This window comes from Caballeronia arvi, assembly GCF_001544695.2.
GTDB classification, from domain to species: Bacteria; Pseudomonadota; Gammaproteobacteria; order Burkholderiales; family Burkholderiaceae; genus Caballeronia; species Caballeronia arvi.
Window position 1 is genome coordinate 87,860 of the sequence record NZ_FCOM02000021.1, and the last position, 16,988, is coordinate 104,847.

The 16,988-nt window shown below is 63.4% G+C and carries 15 protein-coding genes and 2 pseudogenes; 10 read left to right on the forward strand and 7 right to left on the reverse strand.

Going from position 1 to position 16,988, the window contains the following annotated elements:
- Window positions 1-23: 23 nt before the first annotated feature.
- From AWB74_RS22610 to AWB74_RS22625, 4 genes and pseudogenes are all read right to left on the reverse strand, one after another.
- Window positions 24-1,805, reverse strand: coding sequence for an ABC transporter permease subunit (locus AWB74_RS22610; RefSeq protein WP_061148954.1), 1,782 nt, complete (start codon window positions 1,803-1,805; stop codon window positions 24-26).
- 9 nt (window positions 1,806-1,814) lie between these two features.
- Window positions 1,815-2,882 (reverse strand): ABC transporter ATP-binding protein, encoded by a 1,068-nt coding sequence (locus tag AWB74_RS22615; protein ID WP_061148955.1) that lies wholly within the window; start codon window positions 2,880-2,882, stop codon window positions 1,815-1,817.
- A gap of 10 nt (window positions 2,883-2,892) precedes the next feature.
- Window positions 2,893-3,953 (reverse strand): annotated as a pseudogene (locus tag AWB74_RS22620) (ABC transporter substrate-binding protein).
- A 53-nt stretch (window positions 3,954-4,006) separates the two neighbouring features.
- Window positions 4,007-4,768, reverse strand: a complete 762-nt coding sequence (locus AWB74_RS22625) for an enoyl-CoA hydratase/isomerase family protein (RefSeq protein ID WP_061148956.1) — start codon at window positions 4,766-4,768, stop codon at window positions 4,007-4,009.
- 173 nt (window positions 4,769-4,941) lie between these two features.
- Between AWB74_RS22625 and AWB74_RS22630 the strand changes: the two genes are divergently transcribed.
- The gene (locus AWB74_RS22630) at window positions 4,942-5,688 is read left to right on the forward strand and encodes a DUF3047 domain-containing protein (RefSeq protein ID WP_061148957.1); all 747 of its coding nucleotides are present in this window, start codon (window positions 4,942-4,944) and stop codon (window positions 5,686-5,688) included.
- A gap of 189 nt (window positions 5,689-5,877) precedes the next feature.
- Here AWB74_RS22630 and AWB74_RS22635 read toward each other — a convergent pair whose 3' ends face one another.
- The 3 genes from AWB74_RS22635 to AWB74_RS22645 are packed head-to-tail and all read right to left on the reverse strand — an operon-like array spanning window position 5,878 to window position 8,780.
- Entirely contained in the window at window positions 5,878-7,149 is a 1,272-nt protein-coding gene (locus AWB74_RS22635; protein ID WP_061148958.1) for a TRAP transporter large permease, read from the reverse strand.
- A 15-nt stretch (window positions 7,150-7,164) separates the two neighbouring features.
- A complete protein-coding gene (locus AWB74_RS22640) occupies window positions 7,165-7,707 on the reverse strand; it encodes a TRAP transporter small permease (RefSeq protein ID WP_235024655.1) in 543 nt (180 codons plus the stop codon).
- A gap of 41 nt (window positions 7,708-7,748) precedes the next feature.
- Complete coding sequence (locus AWB74_RS22645) at window positions 7,749-8,780, reverse strand: TRAP transporter substrate-binding protein (protein WP_061148959.1); 1,032 nt, start codon at window positions 8,778-8,780, stop codon at window positions 7,749-7,751.
- Between the two features lie 305 nt (window positions 8,781-9,085).
- On the opposite strand from AWB74_RS22645, the gene AWB74_RS22650 reads away from it, so the two are divergent.
- The 9 genes and pseudogenes from AWB74_RS22650 (at window position 9,086) to AWB74_RS22690 (ending at window position 16,896) form a co-directional block, all read left to right on the forward strand.
- Complete coding sequence (locus AWB74_RS22650) at window positions 9,086-9,511, forward strand: MaoC family dehydratase (protein WP_200822016.1); 426 nt, start codon at window positions 9,086-9,088, stop codon at window positions 9,509-9,511.
- 2 nt (window positions 9,512-9,513) lie between these two features.
- Window positions 9,514-10,326, forward strand: a complete 813-nt coding sequence (locus AWB74_RS22655; protein WP_061148961.1) for an enoyl-CoA hydratase/isomerase family protein — start codon at window positions 9,514-9,516, stop codon at window positions 10,324-10,326.
- A 50-nt stretch (window positions 10,327-10,376) separates the two neighbouring features.
- Window positions 10,377-11,491: pseudogene (locus tag AWB74_RS22660) on the forward strand (acyl-CoA dehydrogenase family protein).
- Between the two features lie 27 nt (window positions 11,492-11,518).
- The gene (locus tag AWB74_RS22665; RefSeq protein ID WP_061148962.1) at window positions 11,519-12,712 is read left to right on the forward strand and encodes a CaiB/BaiF CoA transferase family protein; all 1,194 of its coding nucleotides are present in this window, start codon (window positions 11,519-11,521) and stop codon (window positions 12,710-12,712) included.
- A complete protein-coding gene (locus tag AWB74_RS22670) occupies window positions 12,709-13,182 on the forward strand; it encodes a MaoC family dehydratase (protein ID WP_061148963.1) in 474 nt (157 codons plus the stop codon). The genes AWB74_RS22665 and AWB74_RS22670 overlap by 4 nt, the downstream gene beginning before the upstream one ends.
- 139 nt (window positions 13,183-13,321) lie before the next feature.
- Window positions 13,322-14,218, forward strand: a complete 897-nt coding sequence (locus AWB74_RS22675) for a helix-turn-helix domain-containing protein (RefSeq protein ID WP_061148975.1) — start codon at window positions 13,322-13,324, stop codon at window positions 14,216-14,218.
- A 102-nt stretch (window positions 14,219-14,320) separates the two neighbouring features.
- A complete protein-coding gene (locus AWB74_RS22680) occupies window positions 14,321-15,541 on the forward strand; it encodes an AGE family epimerase/isomerase (RefSeq protein WP_061148964.1) in 1,221 nt (406 codons plus the stop codon).
- Between the two features lie 250 nt (window positions 15,542-15,791).
- Entirely contained in the window at window positions 15,792-15,974 is a 183-nt protein-coding gene (locus tag AWB74_RS22685; protein WP_087039152.1) for an MbtH family protein, read from the forward strand.
- Window positions 15,975-15,999: 25 nt separating this feature from the next.
- On the forward strand, window positions 16,000-16,896 hold the full coding sequence (locus AWB74_RS22690; RefSeq protein ID WP_061148965.1) for a cupin-like domain-containing protein: 897 nt from the start codon (window positions 16,000-16,002) through the stop codon (window positions 16,894-16,896).
- Window positions 16,897-16,988 lie beyond the last annotated feature (92 nt).

Sequence of the window (16,988 nt, forward strand, 5' to 3'; positions counted from 1 at the left end):
CGAACCGGTTGAAAGCCCGTGAGTCAGCGCGCGCGGCGCTTGAGCCAGGAAGAAATCGCGACCACGAGGGCGATGAGGATGACGAGCGTGGTCGAGACCGCAGCAAGCGTCGGGGTGATCGCGAGCTGGATGTCGTCCCACATCTGTTTGGGCAGCGTCGAATTGATGCCACCGCTCACGAAGATCGCGATGGTCAGATCGTCGAACGACACGAGGAACGCAAACAGGAACGCGGCGGTCACGCTCGCCATCAGGAGCGGCAGCACGACCGACGTGACGCGCCTCAGCGGAGAAGCGCCCATGACGCGCGCGGCATCGTCCAGACGCCAGTCGAATCGCTGGAAGCCCGCGGCGAGCGTCACCACCACATAGGGAATCGCGAGCACCGTATGACCGATGACGAGGCCGAGATTGGTGCCCGTGAGGCCGAAGCGCCCGAACAGATACAGCAGCCCGACCGCGACGACGATGCGCGGCACGATCAGCGGCGCGACCAGCAGCGCGAACATCGGCTTGCTTGCGCGGCGCGGCATGCGTGTCATCGCGAGCGTCGCGCCGAAGCCCAGCAGCAGCGACAGCAGCGCCGTGCCGAGACCGACTTCGAAGGAGCGGATGACCGCGCTGTGCCACACCGGCGAATCCATGAAGGTGCCGAACCATTTCATGCTGAAGGGCTTCGGCGGGAACGCGATGTAATCGCTCTTCGTGAACGCATACGGGATGACCGACAGCACCGGCGCGACCAGCACCGCCATGATCACGCAGGTGTACAGGCCGAGCGGGCTCGCAGCGCGCGCGGACGGTTCGGCGTGCGTCCTGCGCCTCAGCATGAAGGGCGCGAAGACGTGGCCCGCCGTCAATAGAAGCGCCAGCCTGAAACCGGCCGCACGCGAGCCCCGCGAACGCTCCGTCGTTTCGCCCGTGAGCGACGTGAGGCCGACCATGCGGTCGTACACGAAGAAGATGACGATCGAGCAGACGAGCAGCACCGTCGACAAGGCGCCAGCGAAACGCATGTCGAACAGTTCGAGCACCGAGGAGATGACGAGTTGCGCGATCATCGTTTCCTTCGGCGAGCCGAGTAGCGCAGGCACGATGAAGAAGCCGAGGCTCGAGATGAATACCAGCAGTCCGGCTGCCGCCACGCCCGGCGAAGACAGCGGCAGAAACACCGTGAAGAAGCTCATGCTGCGTTGCGCGCCGAGCGTTTCGGCGGCTTGCGCGAGGCGATCGTCGATGCCGCGCATCACGGGAAGCATGGTCATCACGGCGAGCGGCAGCATCGAATGAACCATGCCGATGAGCACGCCGGTCAGCGACGGGATCGTGCCCGTCGTCTCCTGCACGAGACCCAGCGACAGCGCGATGGTCGAGAGCACGCCGGTTTTCGAGAGCAGCAGCATCCACGCGTAGGTCTTCACGAGATAGCTGGTCCAGAACGGCAGCATGATCCATAGCAGCCAGCGCTCGCGCACGCGTTCCGTGAGACGGCTCAGCATGTACGCGACCGGATAGCCGAGCAGGATCGAGAGCGCCGCCGTCATGAACGAAATCGCGAACGTGATCCACAGCACCTTGGCGTAGACCGGCGTGCGCGCGATGCGCTCGAACTGCGCGAGGCCGATCTGCCCGTCGGCGCTCACTAGCCCGCCTTGCAGGATCTCGCCGACCGGCACGATGAAAAACACCAGCAGGAACAGCAGCGTCGGCACGGCGGGCAGAAAGCGCGCGCAGCGTGCAAGCCGCACGGACCATGCGCGGCGCGAGGCATCCTTCTCGCGATGCGCGTGTAGGGCGATGGTCATGGCGTCTCCTCAGGCGTGCAGCAGGGTCGTGCGATGCGGGTCCCACACGAGACCGACCCTGTCGCCGATGCGCGGGCTGAGGCTGCGCTCGCAGCGTACCGTGAGCTCGCTGCCGTCGTTCATCGAAAGCTGCACGCGCGTGTCGCTGCCGAAGAAAACGACATCCGCGATCGTGCCGTCGACGAAACCGCCCTGCGGCTCGACGAGACGGGGCGCTTCGGGACGCAGCAGCAGCGTATGGCGCGCGGTGGACGCGGCCGATGCGCCCGCGTTCATCGGCAAGGGAATACGTCCGCCCGCCGCCAGCAGAATCGGCTCGCCGCTCGCGCCGCGCGTCTCGTCGAGCGCGCCTTCCAGCAGATTCGAATGGCCGATGAAACCCGCCGCGAAGCGCGTGGCGGGGCGGTCGTACAGGTCGGCCGGCGTGCCGACCTGCTCGATGCGCGCCTGATTCATCAGGCAGATGCGGTCGGAGAGCGTGAGCGCCTCGTCCTGATCGTGCGTCACATAGACGAAGGTCGCGCCCAGCTCCTTATGCAGACGCCGGATCTCGGACTGCATGTGCTCGCGCAGTTTCTTGTCGAGCGCGCCGAGCGGCTCGTCGAGCAGAATCACCGACGGCCGGTACGCGAAACAGCGCGCCAGCGCGATGCGCTGCTGCTGGCCACCCGACAGCTCCTTCGGGAAGCGCTTTGCATATTCGGTCATGCGCACCATCGCGAGCGCGTCGTCGACGGCCGCGCGCACTTCATCGCGTGATTTGCGGCGCATGCGCAACCCGTACGCGACGTTGTCCCACACGCTCATGTGCGGGAAGAGCGCATAGCTCTGAAACACCATGCCGATGCCACGCTTGCCCGGCTCGACATCCGTGACGTCGCGCCCGTCGATCTCGATGCGTCCCGCGCTCGGCGCGACGAGCCCCGAGATCATCTGCAACAGCGTGGTCTTGCCCGAACCCGAGGGACCGAGCAGCGTCAGGAATTCGCCCGCCTGCACGGCGAGATCCGTCGGTTCCAGCGCGACCGCATCGCCGTAGCGCTTCGCAATGCCGATCGCCTCGAGTTTCGAGCTCATCTTGCCGTCCTCAGGAAATGATCCACGAGTTGAACCGCTCGGTGACCTTCTGACGGTTCGCTTCCCACCATTGCGGACTTGGCAGCTTCATGTCCCGGATATTGTCGGGCGCCGTGGGCAGAAGCGTCGCGCGTTCCTTGCTGATGGTCTCGAATGCCTTCTTGTTGGTCGGGCCGTAGGCGAGCGTGCGCGTGAGCAGCGCCTGGCGCTTCGCATCGGCGCAAAAGCGCACGAACTGCTTCGCGGCATCCGCGCGCGGCGTGCCTTTCGGAATGCCCCAGCCTTCGATCGAATACAGGCCCTGATTCCACACGATGGTCACCGGCGCGCCACCATCCTTGGCGGCCTGCGCCCGGCCATTCCACGTCGAGATCATGTCGACGTCGCCGCTCTGGATGGCCTGCATCGCCTGCGCGCCGGAGGTCCACCAGATGTTGATGTGCGGCTTGATCTTGTCGAGGCTCTTGAACGCACGATCCACGTCGAGCGGATAGAGCTTGTCGAGCGGCACACCGTCGGCGAGCAGCGCCTGTTCGAGTGTGTCGAGCGGACTGCGGCGCAGGCAGCGGCGGCCGGGAAATTTCTTCACGTCCCAGAAGTCCGCCCACGATTTCGGCCCGTTGTCCTTGAACTTGTCCGCGCGATAGGCGAGCACCGTCGAGTACACATCAACGCCGAGCCAGTTCGGCGTGATCGCCTCCGGCATGATGTCGGGTAGTCGCTCGCCTTCAGGCCGATCGGTTCAAGCAGGCCTTTCGCTTCGAGATACGGGATGTCGGCCGACAGCGTGAGCGTCGTCACGTCCCACACGTAGTTCTTCGTCTGCACCATCGCCGCGAATTGCGCGACCGGCTGCGATTCGCGCGCGACGCTCACCACCTTGATGCCGGTGGCCTTCTCGAACGGATCATAGAACGCTTCGCGATACGCCGTCGTATAGGGACCGCCGGGGTCCGATACCACGATCTGCTTGTCCTGCGCGCGCGCCGCGAAGGGCATCGCGCCGGCCACGGCGAGCGCGCCCGCGCCTTGAAGAATGCGGCGCCGCGCCGGGTTGAAGTCTTGCGTCATGATTCAGGTCTCCCGCCTGGGGTTGGAAGAAAGCGGCTCGACTTCAGCCCGGCTTATTTGGCGCGTTTCTTGAAGAACTCTTCCATCATTCGAGCCGGCTCGCCCGAGTCGTATGCTTCGCGCTGAATGCGCTCGCCCGCTTCGATGCAGTCGACGAATCCCGGCTCCGTCATCTCGCGGAAACGCTGCTTGTCCAGACGCATCGCGACGGGTGGCTTCCCGGCGAGGTCGGTGGCGATTTCCAGCGCCTTCTCGAACACCTTGTCTTCGTCGACGAGGTGATGCAGCAAGCCGATCCGATAGCACTCGTCCGCCTCCATCAAGCGGCCGGTGAGCGTGAGTTCGATGGTGCGCGACATGCCGAGCATCGCGTTCATGATCCACGGGCCGGTCGTGCTGGCGATGCCCGCGTTGATTTCAGGCTGGCCCATGCGCACGCCCGCGTGACCCACGCGGATATCGCCGAGCAACGCGACCTGGAATGCCGAGCCCGCCGCCGTGCCGTTGAGCGCCATCACGAGCGGCTTCTTCAGGTTGCGCAGCGCCGCGTAGTAGCGCTGCCATTCCTTGACCCACGCGACCGCGCGCTCTCCGTCGAAATCGTGCGCCTCCGACAGGTCCTGCCCCGCCGAGAATGCGCGGTTACCCGCGCCCGTCATGATGATCGCGGCCACTTCCTCGTCGGCATTGAAGCGATCCAGCGCCGCGATGATCTTCTCGCGCATCGGCGTGGTCCACGCGTTCAGGCGCTCGGGACGATTCAGCGTGATGACCGCGACGCGGCCGTGACTTGAAAACAGGACGTCTTCGCTCATGATTTATCGCATCGCAATAGTTAATGGTGAATTGCAATATAGGCGCATCAAAAATTTGGTGCAATAGGGTTTACGCCCTCACGGGCGCCGCTGATGCAAGGTCTGTTCGAGCGGCAAGCGCCACGCCCCGCCGCCTACAATGAAGCAAGCCAATCAGCCGGAGCCGACACGCCATGCGTATTCCTTCGACCGCACGCGCCGCGATGGCCGTGTGCCTCGCGCTCCTCTTGGCCGCGCTGTCCGCTCCGGTCCACGCCGAAAAGCCGGGTGTCAGTTTCTCGACCCTGGAGCCGGGCGCCCCGTTGCCCGCGGGATGGAAGAACCTTCCGGTCGTGCATGGAAAGCCGCTGACGCAATACACGCTCGTCCGCGACGGCCAGACGACCGTCCTGCAAGCGGATGCTGACCGCTCGGCCTCCGCCCTGATGCACGAGGGCGATATCGATCTGGCTCAGACGCCTGTCGTGGCATGGCGCTGGAAAGCGGAGAAAGCCATCGACGGCGCGGACAACCGGACGGGATCGAAGGAAGATGCGCCGGCGCGACTGGTGTTCGTCTTCGACGGCGACAAGAGCAAGCTGTCGCTGTTCGACCGCACCAGCATGGAAGTGGCGAAGCGCATCGGCGGGCAGGATCTGCCTTACGCCACGCTCATGTATGTGTGGTCGACCTCGGCCGCGCCGGATACCGTCATCGCGAATCCGCATACCAAGCGCGTGCAGATGATCGTCGTCTCGGGTCAGGCTGGCGATGCAGGTCAATGGCAAAGCCTGCGCCGCAACATCGCGCAGGACTACGAGCGCGTCTTTCATGAACCGCCCGGACGTATCACGGGCTACGGTCTTCTGACCGATACCGACAATACCGGCGCCACGGCACGCGCGTGGTATGGAGACATCCGGCTGCTGCCCGGACCGTGACAGGACGGCCTTTCGTCTGACCATCGCGGGCGAAACCGGCTTGGATATCCCGCCGCATGACCTATACTCAAAGCGAGCCGCGCGGAAGCCGGCCCCTGACGCGAAAGCGGACGAGAAATCGTTTATTGGGGCGCGGTAGCGGGGCCACGGAAACGCCTGCGTGAAGCGCGGGCGTTTTCTTTTTCCGCCCTATTTCGCCGCAAGCAGATGCGGCAGAAACTGCGGGATATGCGGAAAGAAGATGATCAGCAGCAGGTCGATCACGAGCGCGAGAATGAACGGCAGGATGGCCCGCGTCGCCTTTTCCACCGACACCCCGCCGATGGACGCCGCCGTGAACAGACAGAATCCGATCGGCGGCAAATTGATGCCGATTGCCGAATTGATCAGTACGATCACGCCGAACACGATCGGATCGATGTGCATCTGAATCACGAGCGGCAGAAACACCGGGATCACCACCGCGATGCTCGAGATCGTTTCCAGCACGGTATGCGCCGCGATCAGGAAAAGGTTGATCAGAATGAGCAGAACGATCGCACTCGTCGTGATGGCGAGAAAGCTGTTGGCCACGTGCAGCGGAATCTGCGCTTCGATCAGATAGCGGCCGAGCACGAACGCCAGCCCGAGCAGGAACGACACGCGCGTCGTGTTCACGGACGTCCGCACGAGAATATCCTTGAAGTGCGACAGCTTCAGCGTGCGGAAGATGAACGCGCTAACCAGGGTCACGTACGTGGCGGCGACCACGCCCGCCTCGACCGGCGTGAAGATGCCGCCGAGAATGCCGCCCAGAATGATGATCGGCGTCAGCAGCGCCCAGAACGCCTCTCGGAAGGTCTTCCACAGCCTGCCCGCATCGAACGGCTCGACGGCGCTGTAGCCGTGCCGCACGGCGGTCACGTAGTTCACGATCATGAACGACGCAACGACCAGCAGCATCGGAATGATGCCGGCGATGAACATCGTGCCGACCGAGACATTCGCGGTGTACGCATAGACCAGCATGCTCATCGATACCGGCGAAAGCAGGCCGAGCGATCCCGCCGCCGATTGCAGCGCCACCGCGAACGCACGGTCGTAGCCCTTCTTCACCATGCCGGGGATCATGACCGAACCGATCGCGGCAGTGTCGGCGGTGGCGGAGCCGGAGAGATCGGCGAAGAACATGCTCGCGACGATCGTCACCTGCCCGATGCCGCCGCGCATGAATCCCACCAGCGCCTGCGAAAACTCGATGATGCGCTTCGACACGCCGCCCGAATCCATGATCGCGCCCGTCAGCATGAAGAACGGAATCGCGAGCAGGCCGACGTTGTTGAGATTGGAAAAGAGTTGCTGCGGAATGACGAGCAGCGGCGTGCCGTTGGCCGACAACGCCAGCGTCGCCGCGATGCCGATGCAGATGGCCACCGGAACGCCCAGACCGAGCAGCCCCGCTCCCAAAGCGATTGCCCACATGATGTGATCCTTATCCTAGAGATGTTCGGACACGCCCTCGACCATCGCGGCGTTGGTCTGCGCCTGCGGCGCCAGATGCGAGACGACGATGCGCACCAGCGAATGGAACACGAGCAGGCCGCCGCACACCGGAATCGAGAGATAGGGATAGATCATCGAGATCGGGATCGATGCGGCGGTCTCCGTGCCCATCAGCGCGAGCATGTCCGAACCGAACATGACGAACACCGCCCCGAGCCCGAGAATCGCGCAGTCGGTGAAGTCCTTGAGCAGCGGCGCGAACGCCGCCGGCACGCGATCCGCGAGCACGCGCACTTCAGGATGCGCGCGCAGCTTCACGCCCGCCGCCGCGCCCAGACACGTGAGCCACACGAACAGATAAGACGCGACCTCGTCGGACCACGACAGCGAATCGTGCAGCACGAAGCGGAAGATCACGCCGAGCCCGGCCACGATCACCGCAGCGAGCAACAGGCTGCTGCACACGAACAGATTGATCTTGAGCACGATGTCGTCGATGAACATCAAGCCGCGCGCGAGCTTTTCCATACGGGTCATCTCCGTCGCCTGCGTTGTGCCTTCCCTGTCTTTCCCGTCCATCATTTCGATGCGACCGCCGAGGCCTGCTTGGCCGCGTTCATCTCCTGATAGAGCGCCTGGCCGTCGGGAATCTTCGCGATCAGTTCCTCACGCGCGCCCTTCGTCGCTTCGGCCCACGGCGCCGTATCGACGACCGTGACCTGAATGCCCTTCTGCTTCATGGTCGCGATGGCCGCATCGTATTCGCGCTTGTATTCCTTGAGATCGAAATCCGCCGCGATCTTCGCCGACTCCTGGAACGCCTTCTGATCTTCGGGCGACAGCTTGCTCCACGACGCCTTGCTCATCGCGAGCACGACCGGCAGATAGTTCACGTGCGTCACATAGAAATGCTTGGCGACATCGGAGAACTTGTCCTGCACGAACTGTTCGGGCGACGTATCCGCGCCATCGACGAGACCTTGCGAGAGCGCCAGGAACAACTGGTTGTAGGCGAGCGGCGTCGGGTTCGCGCCGAGCGCCTTGTAGCCCGCGATATAGCCTGGGCTCTGCATCACGCGCACCTTCAGGTCCTTCATGTCCGCGAGCGAAGTGACGGGCCGCTTGGTCGTGAAGAGATTGCGCTCGCCCACCGCGAGCCAGGTGAGCCCGACCATGTTCACGGGCTGCATCATGTCGAGATACTTGCGCCCGACCGGACCCTGCAGCACGCGGTTCGCCTCGTCCATGTTCGAGAAAAGATACGGCATGTCGAAGATCTGCCACTGCTTGATCGTGTTGTCGATCGGCGCCTGCGCGGAAATCATGAGGTCCTGCGTGCCGGTGCGCAGCGCCTGCGTCATCTGCACTTCGCCGCCGAGTTGCGATTGCGGAAAGAGCTCGATCTTCACGTGTCCGTGCGTGCGCTGCGCGACTTCCTTCGCGAAGACCTGCGCGGTGAGCTGATAGTGATTGTCCGGTGCGAGCGTGTGACCGAGCTTCATGACGATCTCGTCCGCGAAGGCGCTCGCCGATGCGGCTACGCACATCGCGGTGACGGCCGCGCTCACCGCCACGCGCAGCATGCGCTGCGCCTTGAAAAGCGAATTCATGTTGTCTCCTTTGCGACATGGACACCGCCTCTCCTGTGCCCTGCTTCATGCGATGCAAGGTCCGGCGGGTTGACGCAAGTATTTGTGATCGCGGCGGCGGTGCGTTAGGACCGCGCTTCGATTTTCTTGGACTTTTTTACGCCCGCGCCGCGCGATCGCGTGCTCGCTGCAAAAAAGTCCAAAAGATCGCTCGAACCGTCCTACCGGTCGCATGGAGCCGCTCTTTAAAGTGACTTCCACACTGATGGTGCGGCACGCAATGACGTCGCACCGTATTTACCCAACCGCTCACCACGATCTCCGACATGGCCAAACGCCCTCATATGGATTGCTACGCAATCGGCGACACCGCCGATTTCGCCAAGACGGTTTCCGAGTACGACATCTATGGTTTTGCCGGCATCGTCGGCGACTTCTATGCGGTGCATCTGAACGAGGAGTATGCGAAGACCACGCGCTTCGAAAAGCGCATCGCGCAGGGATGCCTCTCGGTCGGCTTCCTCTCCACGGTGATGGGCTACATGGCCGCGAAGGCGCCGAGCCCCGGCGCGGTGTCGTATCGCTATGACATCACGTTCAACGCGCCGGTCTTCATCGGCGACACGGTCACTGCGCGTCTCACGCTCGAAGAGAAGGACGAGGAGCGCAACGTATGCGTGTTCGCCGCCGACGTGACGCGTCAGGACGGCGTCGTGGTGGCATCGGGCAAGACGTATCTGAAAGTGCTGTGACCATGCCGACGAATACGGTTCCCGTTCTCGCCGCGCAATACGGCGCGCTGCGCCTCCTGACGCTCAATCGCGCGGACAAGCTCAACGCGTTCACACCCGAGATGCTCGCCGCGCTCGACACCGCGCTCGACGAAGCCATCGCCGACGACGCGACGCGCGTCATCGCCATTACCGGCAGCGGATCGAAGGCGTTCGCCGCGGGCAACGACATCGAACGTCTCGCCGCGCTCGATGGTGTCGCGGCATATCGCGACATGATGGCGGGTCAGCGCGCCGTGCTGCGCCTGCACGAATGCGCGAAGCCGACGATTGCGATGGTCAACGGCTATGCGCTCGGCGGCGGCTTCGAGCTCGCGCTCGCCTGCGACTTCCTGGTGGCGTCGGAGAATGCGAGCTTCGCCTTTCCCGAGATCACGCTCAACACGATGCCCGGCTGGGGCGGCACGCAACTGGCCGTCGCCAAGCTCGGACTCGCGTGTGCAAAACGCTTCGTGCTGAGCGGGCGGCGCTTTTCCGCGCGCGAGTGCGGGCCGGCCGGGTTCATTCACGAAGTGGTCGCGCCCGCCGATCTCTTCGATACAGTGCATGCGCTCGCGACGATGCTCGCCGCCTTCGATCCCTTCGCGGTGGAGATGGCCAAGCGCGCATTGAATCGCGCGAGCGAACTGCCCTTGTCGGCGGGACTCGATCTCGAAGCCGCGCACTACGCGGTCAACTTTTCGAGCGAAGGCGCACGCGCGGGCTTGCGGCAATTCATGGATCGACGGCTCGCGCAACGCACGACCCGAACCGACACGGCTCCGGTATCGCCATGACAACGACGACGACGCATACGCTGCCGCACTGGCTCGGCGAGCAACACACGATGATCCGTGAGGCCGTTCGACGCTTCGCCGAAAAGGAAATCGCGCCGCTTTCCGAAAAGCTCTGGGAGCAGGAAGCATTTCCCTACGACCTCTGGCGCAAGGCCGGCGCGCTCGGCTTCACGGGTCTGCCCTATTCCGAGGAATGGAACGGAGGCGGCGGCGACTGGCTCTCGTTCGTCATCGTGCTTGAGGAACTCGCGCGCGTGGATTGCGCGGTCGCCAATGCGCTGATGGCGAACTCGACGGTCGCGAGCCTGCTGTCGAACTACGGCACGCCCGCGCAGAAGGATCGCTATCTGCGGCCGATCATGACGGGCGCGCAGATCGGCTCGATAGGTTTGTCCGAGCCGGACGCGGGTTCGGATGCGGCGAACATCGGCACCCGCGCGGTGTTCGATGGCGAGCGCTGGATCATCGATGGCGCGAAGACCTTCATCAGCAATTCGGGCACGGAGATCGGCGGGCCGGTCGTCATCGCCGCGGTGACCGGCACGCGCGCCGACGGCCGCAAGGAAATCTCGAACTTCATCGTGCCGTCGGGAACGCCGGGCTATCAGACGGGGCGCAAGCTGCGCAAGATCGGCTGGCGCGCATCGATCACGCACGAACTGTTCTTCGAACGCTGCGCCATTCCCGCCGATCATCTGCTCGGCGAACGCGGCGCGGGGCTGCGGCAGACGCTCGCGCAGATCAGCACTGGGCGCATTCTCATCGGCGCGTTGGCGCTCGGCATCCTGCAAGGCTCGCTGGACCGCTCGATCGACTACATGAAGACGCGCCGCGCATTCGGCCGCGCGATCGCGGAGTTTCAGGGCCTGCAATTCAAGATCGCCGACATGGCGACGCACGCGCACGCCGCGCGGCTGATGCTCTACGACGCCGCCGCACGCAAGGACGCCCGCGAGCCCTTCGATGCGCAGGCCTCGCAGGCAAAGCTTTCGTGTCCGAACAGGCGATGCACGCCGCGCATCAGGCGGTGCAGATTCACGGCGGCTATGGCGTGATGGCCGAATTTCCGGTCGCGCGCGCGTTCGGCGATGCAAAGGTGCTCGAGATCGTCGAAGGCACATCCGAAATACAACGCATGATCATCGCGCGTGCGCTGCTGGCGTGAACGCGCGCTGAGATCAAGGGGGGCTTCATGCTGGAAGGCATCAAGGTTCTGAGTTTCACCCATTTTCTGCAAGGGCCGGCGGCCGTGCAGATGCTGGCCGATGTCGGCGCCGACGTCATCAAGATCGAGCCGCCTGGCGGTGCGTTCGAGCGTAGCTGGACGGGCGCGGATGCGTTCGTCGAAGGCGTGAGCGTGTTCTTCCTGCTCGGCAACCGCAATCAGCGCAGCCTGTCGCTCGACCTGCGCGAGGACGCCGCGCGAGAGATCGTGTGGCGGCTGATCCACGAGGCGGACGTGCTGATCGAGAACTACCGGCCCGGCGTGCTCGACAAGATGGGCTTCGGCTATGCGCAGGTTCACGAGGTCAATCCGCGGCTCGTGTATTGCTCGTGCACGGGATACGGCTCGTCCGGCCCTTATCTGAAACGCCCCGGTCAGGACTTGCTGCTGCAGGCGATGAGCGGCATGACGATGCTCTCGGGTGAAGCGGACTCGCCGCCGACGCCGGTCGGCTCGGCCATCGTCGATCAGCATGCGGCGGTGCTCGCGGCGTTCGGCGTCGTCGCCGCGTTGCAGGCGCGCGAACGGACGGGTGTCGGCACGCGGGTCGAGAGCAATCTGCTCAATGCGGCACTCGATCTGCAGATCGAACCGTTCACGTACTACATGAACAAGGGACCGCTCTGGAAGCGCACGCAGCCGCCGACCGGCAGCCGCTTTCATCCCGCGCCTTATGGCGTGTATCGCACGCGCGACGGCTACATTGCGATGTCGCTCACGCCGACGCAAAAGCTCGCGGGCGCGCTGTCGGTTCCCGAACTGGCCGAATTCACGCATCCGAAGGACAACGTGCGGCGCCGCGAGGACATCAATCGACTCGTCTACGATGCGCTCAAGACGCGCACGACCGAAGAATGGATGCGCACGTTCGAAGAGCACGACATCTGGTTCGCGCCGGTCAACGATTACGAACAGGTCGAACGCGATCCGCAGGTCGAACACAACCAGATGATCATGCATCTCGACCATGACGAAGCCGGACCGGTGCGCCTGCTCGCGCATCCGGTGCGCTACGACGGCGAGGCGCCGCCGCTGCGCCGGCATCCGCCGCGTCAGGGACAACATACCCGCGAAGTGCTCGCGGAACTGGGATACACGCCGGAACAGATCGACGACTACGTCGAACGCGGCATCGCATTGACTTCGAGGAGAAGCGCATGAACGCAAACACGCCGAATCTGCCGGGACTGCTCCGTTTCGACGATGTGGACATCGGCCGCACGCAAACGATCGTCCACACCGTCACGGAAGCCGAAGTGGATGCGTTCGGAAACCTGTCGGGCGACCTGAATCCGCTGCACATGGAAGAAGCGTTCGCGGTACGCTCGCCGTTCGGCCGGCGCGTCGTGCACGGCCTGCTGACGGCGGCGCTAGTGTCCGCCGCGCACACCGAACTGACGGGGCCGGGCTTCGCGTATGTCGGACAGGAGCTGCGTTTTCTCGGTCCCGTTTATATCGGCGATACGGTCACGATCAACGTTTGCGTGGTCGAAAAGAAGCCCGCAAAGCGCATTCTCGTGATGGACACGACGGTGCGCAACCAGCAGGGACGCGTTGTGCTGAGCGGCCTGTCCGCGTTGAAGGAACTCCGCTTCGACCATGCGATCGCCGCGCGCACCGCGGCCGCATGACGCCGCGGATCACGCGATGCATAGTGCAACTGCCAGTTACGGCGCGGGCCCGCGCGAGGCTACACTCGCGAAGATGCCTTTTGCGCCGCAGCGCATACGCCATGAGGAAACCGTTGCGCCGCCGGACCGGAGGAGACAGGTGGATACCGCATGTTGCTGTCACGTTCCTGTGATCAGGATCGACGACTATGAATATGGCGCACACGTCAAGTCGCCCGATTTTCATCTCGCGCCGATCGAAGCGCTGAAATCGACGCTGCCGTATCCGCATCGGCACGACTTCTATCACATGATGTGGGTCATCGCGGGCAGCGGTTCGCATGTGATCGACTCGGTGCGCTATGACGTGCGGCCGCACACGCTCTACTTCATGGCGCCGGGCAGCGTGCACGATCTCGATCTGTCCGCGGATACGCTCGGCTATTCGCTCAGTTTCTCTTCCGAGTTCTTCGCGTTCCGCGTGCAGAACCGGCACTCGGAAACCGACGTGCCCGTGTACGACTTCGAAAAGCTCGATCCGTGCCTCTTTCTGAGCGATGCGCAGGTGCGCGAACTCGCGCGCGTGATGGACGGCATTCGCCAGGAATACCATGAAGAGTCGGTGGGCTACACCGATGCGATCTGGGCCTATCTGCACGTCTTCCTGATCAAGGTCGCGCGCATGTGCGACGCGGCCGCCATGCGCGACGCCGGCGCTTCGCGTAGCGTGCTGCTGTCGCGCCGCTTCAAGAGCCTGCTCGACAAGCACTTCCGTTCGGTAAACGAAGCGTCCGATTACGCGCGTCTGCTCAACGTCACCGAACGCGCCCTCAATGAAGCGACGCGGCAGGCGCTGGGAAGCACCGCGCCCAAGCTCATTCGCGAGCGCGTGATGCTCGAAGCGAAGCGCCTGCTGCTCCACTCGGAAGTGAACATCGCCGAGATCGCCGCGATGCTTTCATTCGACGATCCCGCTTACTTCAGCCGGTGCTTTCGCAAGCACACGGGACGCTCGCCGATCGACTATCGGCGCAGCCTGGAAAAGCTCCATATCTGACGGGCTTTCGGCTTCTATCTCGCTGCAAGCCCTCTTTTTTTCTCGCGTCGACTGATCGCGCATTGCGCGCGTCAGCGTCATCGACGCATACAAGGAGACATCGTGTCCGAATCGAATTCAACGTCATCCGTCACCGACGAACAGAAACTGCTCTTCAGGCGCATTCTCGACCGCACGGCTGCCAAAGTCGCGGCCGACGAACTGACGTTCGGCGTCGAGTTTCCACAGGTCACCGGCCCCGACGGCGAATGGGTCAGGCTGCCCGCATCGCTGTCGGCCGGATACGACGGCGACGCCTGGAGCCACGGCAACTGGTTCTGCGGCTTCTGGGTGGGCTTGTTGCTGACGTCGTATCTTCATACCGGCGAGGCGCGCTTTCTCGAATGGGCGCGCGGGCGCATGCGCCTCGTCGAGCAGCGCGCGCACGATCCGAACACACATGACATCGGCTTCATCTTCGACAGCAGCGCCGTGCCGGGCCATCACGTGACCGGCGATGCGTGGTTCGCGAATATCGCGCTCGAAGCCGCCGACAAGCTGCGGGCACGCCTCGTCACGACGCGCTCCGGCGCGTACATCGCGTCGTGGGGACCGCTGTCGGACCCGCGCGGGCGCAGCGCATCGGCGATCGATACGATGGCGAATCTGTCGCTGCTCTACTGGGCCGCCGATTACGCGGACGACGGCAGCTATCGCCACGCCGCCGACGCCCACGCGGAGATGACCGCGCGCGCCTTCGTGCGCGCCGACGACTCGACGTATCACGCCGTCGAATACGATCTCGCGAGCGGTGCGCGCAAGCGCGGCTACACGTTTCAGGGCGCGTTCGACGAATCGGCATGGAGCCGCGGTCAGGCCTGGGCGATCTACGGCTACGTGAATTCCGCGCGCGAAACGGGCAAGCGGGCGTATCTGGATCTGGCCGAACGGCTCGCCGACTATTATCTGCGCCGGCTCGAAGGACGTCAGGTGCCGCCGTGGGACTTCGACGCGACCGGCCGCGACGCGGAGATCAAGGACACGGCGGCGGCGGCCATCGTCGCATCGGCGCTCATCGAAATGGCGCGCATTCATCCTGACGAGCAGGCCGCTCGCAAGTGGGAACGCCACGGTGGCGCGATGCTCGAAGCGCTCTGCCGCGACGAATTCACGAAGGACGGCCAGCACGGGCTTCTGCATAACTCTTGCTATTCGAAGCCGCATGGGATCGGCGTGGATGGTGCGACGATGTTCGGCGATTTCTTCTTCGTCGAAGCGCTTTGCCGCGTAATTCATCCCGGCCGGCTGAGGCCGCTCGACGATCCGCGCATTCCCCTCGCGTGAAACGTTTCTTATCGATGCGGGGCGCGAGCGCACAGGACTGACAAGTCCGCTCGTGCCCTTCGACGCGCGACTTCGCGCGATTTTCCTTGATCCGCATTCCAAGCCGATATTTAATAGCCTTGCATTCCTCACGTCGTATCGCAAGGCGCTCATCGCGTCCGTTTTTCTCCCCCGCGATGCCTAATTCATTGCTAACTCCCGGCGCCTATATTTCGTTGCAATCCGAAGCACGAACGAAGGGAGCAACAGCGTGGACAACCCATTCGACGACGAACAAGGCACGTTCTGTGTCTTGATCAATCAATTGCGGCAGCGCTCGCTATGGCCCGCTCATCTCGACGTTCCGGACGGCTGGAAAGTGGAGCATCCAGGTAGTTCTCGCATGCAATGCCTGGACTACATCGAAAAGCATTGGATCGATCCGCGGTCCTGATGAACCTCGATCTGGGAGTGGGAAAATGGCAAACCGCATCGTGAAAGTTATCGATCTCGTTCCGGGGCGGAGTGTGCAGCTTCCGTCCATAGAAAATGAAACGCTCGGAAACGGGCAATTCTGGAGTGACAATGTCTGCGCACAGGAACCTATTGTTATCAGACATGCTGTCCGGGATTGGCCCGCGCTCAGGAAATGGGGAACGCCAGGTTATCTCGAAGCATTGACGGACCGTGAAGTCGGCGTATCGGATGCATTCAATGCTTCACCCACCGGCCTCTGGTATCAAAATCTACCGAAGCTGAATCTGGATCAGGCGATCTCGCGTCTGCGCAATGCCGGACCGGACGAGACGCATGCGATCCGCTCGCTGCCGATCCCGCCGGAGTGGAAACCCGATCTCGGCCATTACGATTTTCTCGATGCGAAGCGCGATCAGCCGCCGCGCGTGTATGCGCAAGACCGGCTTTTCATCTACCGGAATGCGTCGACAGAATGGCATTACCATACGACCGACGAAACGCTGACCACACAGCTTCTCGGCACGAAGCGCATCTCCATGTTCAAGCTTTCCAGTGAAGACTGGCAAGCCTATGCCGTGCCGATCAAGTCCAATCTGCACCACATGGATGACGGGGCGCGTTTCTTTCCCGCGGATCGCGCGCTGACGAAATTCGAAGCGACTCTGGAACCCGGCGACGTTCTCTATATTCCGCCGTTCTGGTGGCATGGCGTCGATCCCGCCGATACCGATTTCGGCATCACACTCGCGCATTGTTTCAGAACCCCGCTCAATCGCATCGGCTCGTTGAGCGACCCCGCCGTGAAAGACGTGATCCGGGCACAGCAAAGCGTCATGCTGGCGTTTCGCATGAGAGCGTTCGTCGCGCTCGGTTCTCTTTCCCGGCTCGTTACTTCCTGAAGTTTCTTATTCGAACACGCAAGGATCTGTGCCAGGTGGAACCGCGCGCCAACGCGCGTGCCTTTCTTCCGCGATTCCTGGTGACGATGTCC

Coding starts and splice junctions, on each gene's coding strand:
- AWB74_RS22640 (WP_235024655.1), bottom strand. CDS start 7,707: ATGACCCGTATGGAAAAGCTCGCGCGCGGCTTGATGTTCATCGACGAC.
- AWB74_RS22610 (WP_061148954.1), bottom strand. CDS start 1,805: ATGACCATCGCCCTACACGCGCATCGCGAGAAGGATGCCTCGCGCCGC.
- AWB74_RS22650 (WP_200822016.1), top strand. CDS start 9,086: ATGGCCAAACGCCCTCATATGGATTGCTACGCAATCGGCGACACCGCC.
- AWB74_RS22635 (WP_061148958.1), bottom strand. CDS start 7,149: ATGTGGGCAATCGCTTTGGGAGCGGGGCTGCTCGGTCTGGGCGTTCCG.
- AWB74_RS22645 (WP_061148959.1), bottom strand. CDS start 8,780: ATGAATTCGCTTTTCAAGGCGCAGCGCATGCTGCGCGTGGCGGTGAGC.
- AWB74_RS22665 (WP_061148962.1), top strand. CDS start 11,519: ATGCTGGAAGGCATCAAGGTTCTGAGTTTCACCCATTTTCTGCAAGGG.
- AWB74_RS22615 (WP_061148955.1), bottom strand. CDS start 2,882: ATGAGCTCGAAACTCGAGGCGATCGGCATTGCGAAGCGCTACGGCGAT.
- AWB74_RS22690 (WP_061148965.1), top strand. CDS start 16,000: ATGGCAAACCGCATCGTGAAAGTTATCGATCTCGTTCCGGGGCGGAGT.
- AWB74_RS22670 (WP_061148963.1), top strand. CDS start 12,709: ATGAACGCAAACACGCCGAATCTGCCGGGACTGCTCCGTTTCGACGAT.
- AWB74_RS22630 (WP_061148957.1), top strand. CDS start 4,942: ATGCGTATTCCTTCGACCGCACGCGCCGCGATGGCCGTGTGCCTCGCG.
- AWB74_RS22625 (WP_061148956.1), bottom strand. CDS start 4,768: ATGAGCGAAGACGTCCTGTTTTCAAGTCACGGCCGCGTCGCGGTCATC.
- AWB74_RS22655 (WP_061148961.1), top strand. CDS start 9,514: ATGCCGACGAATACGGTTCCCGTTCTCGCCGCGCAATACGGCGCGCTG.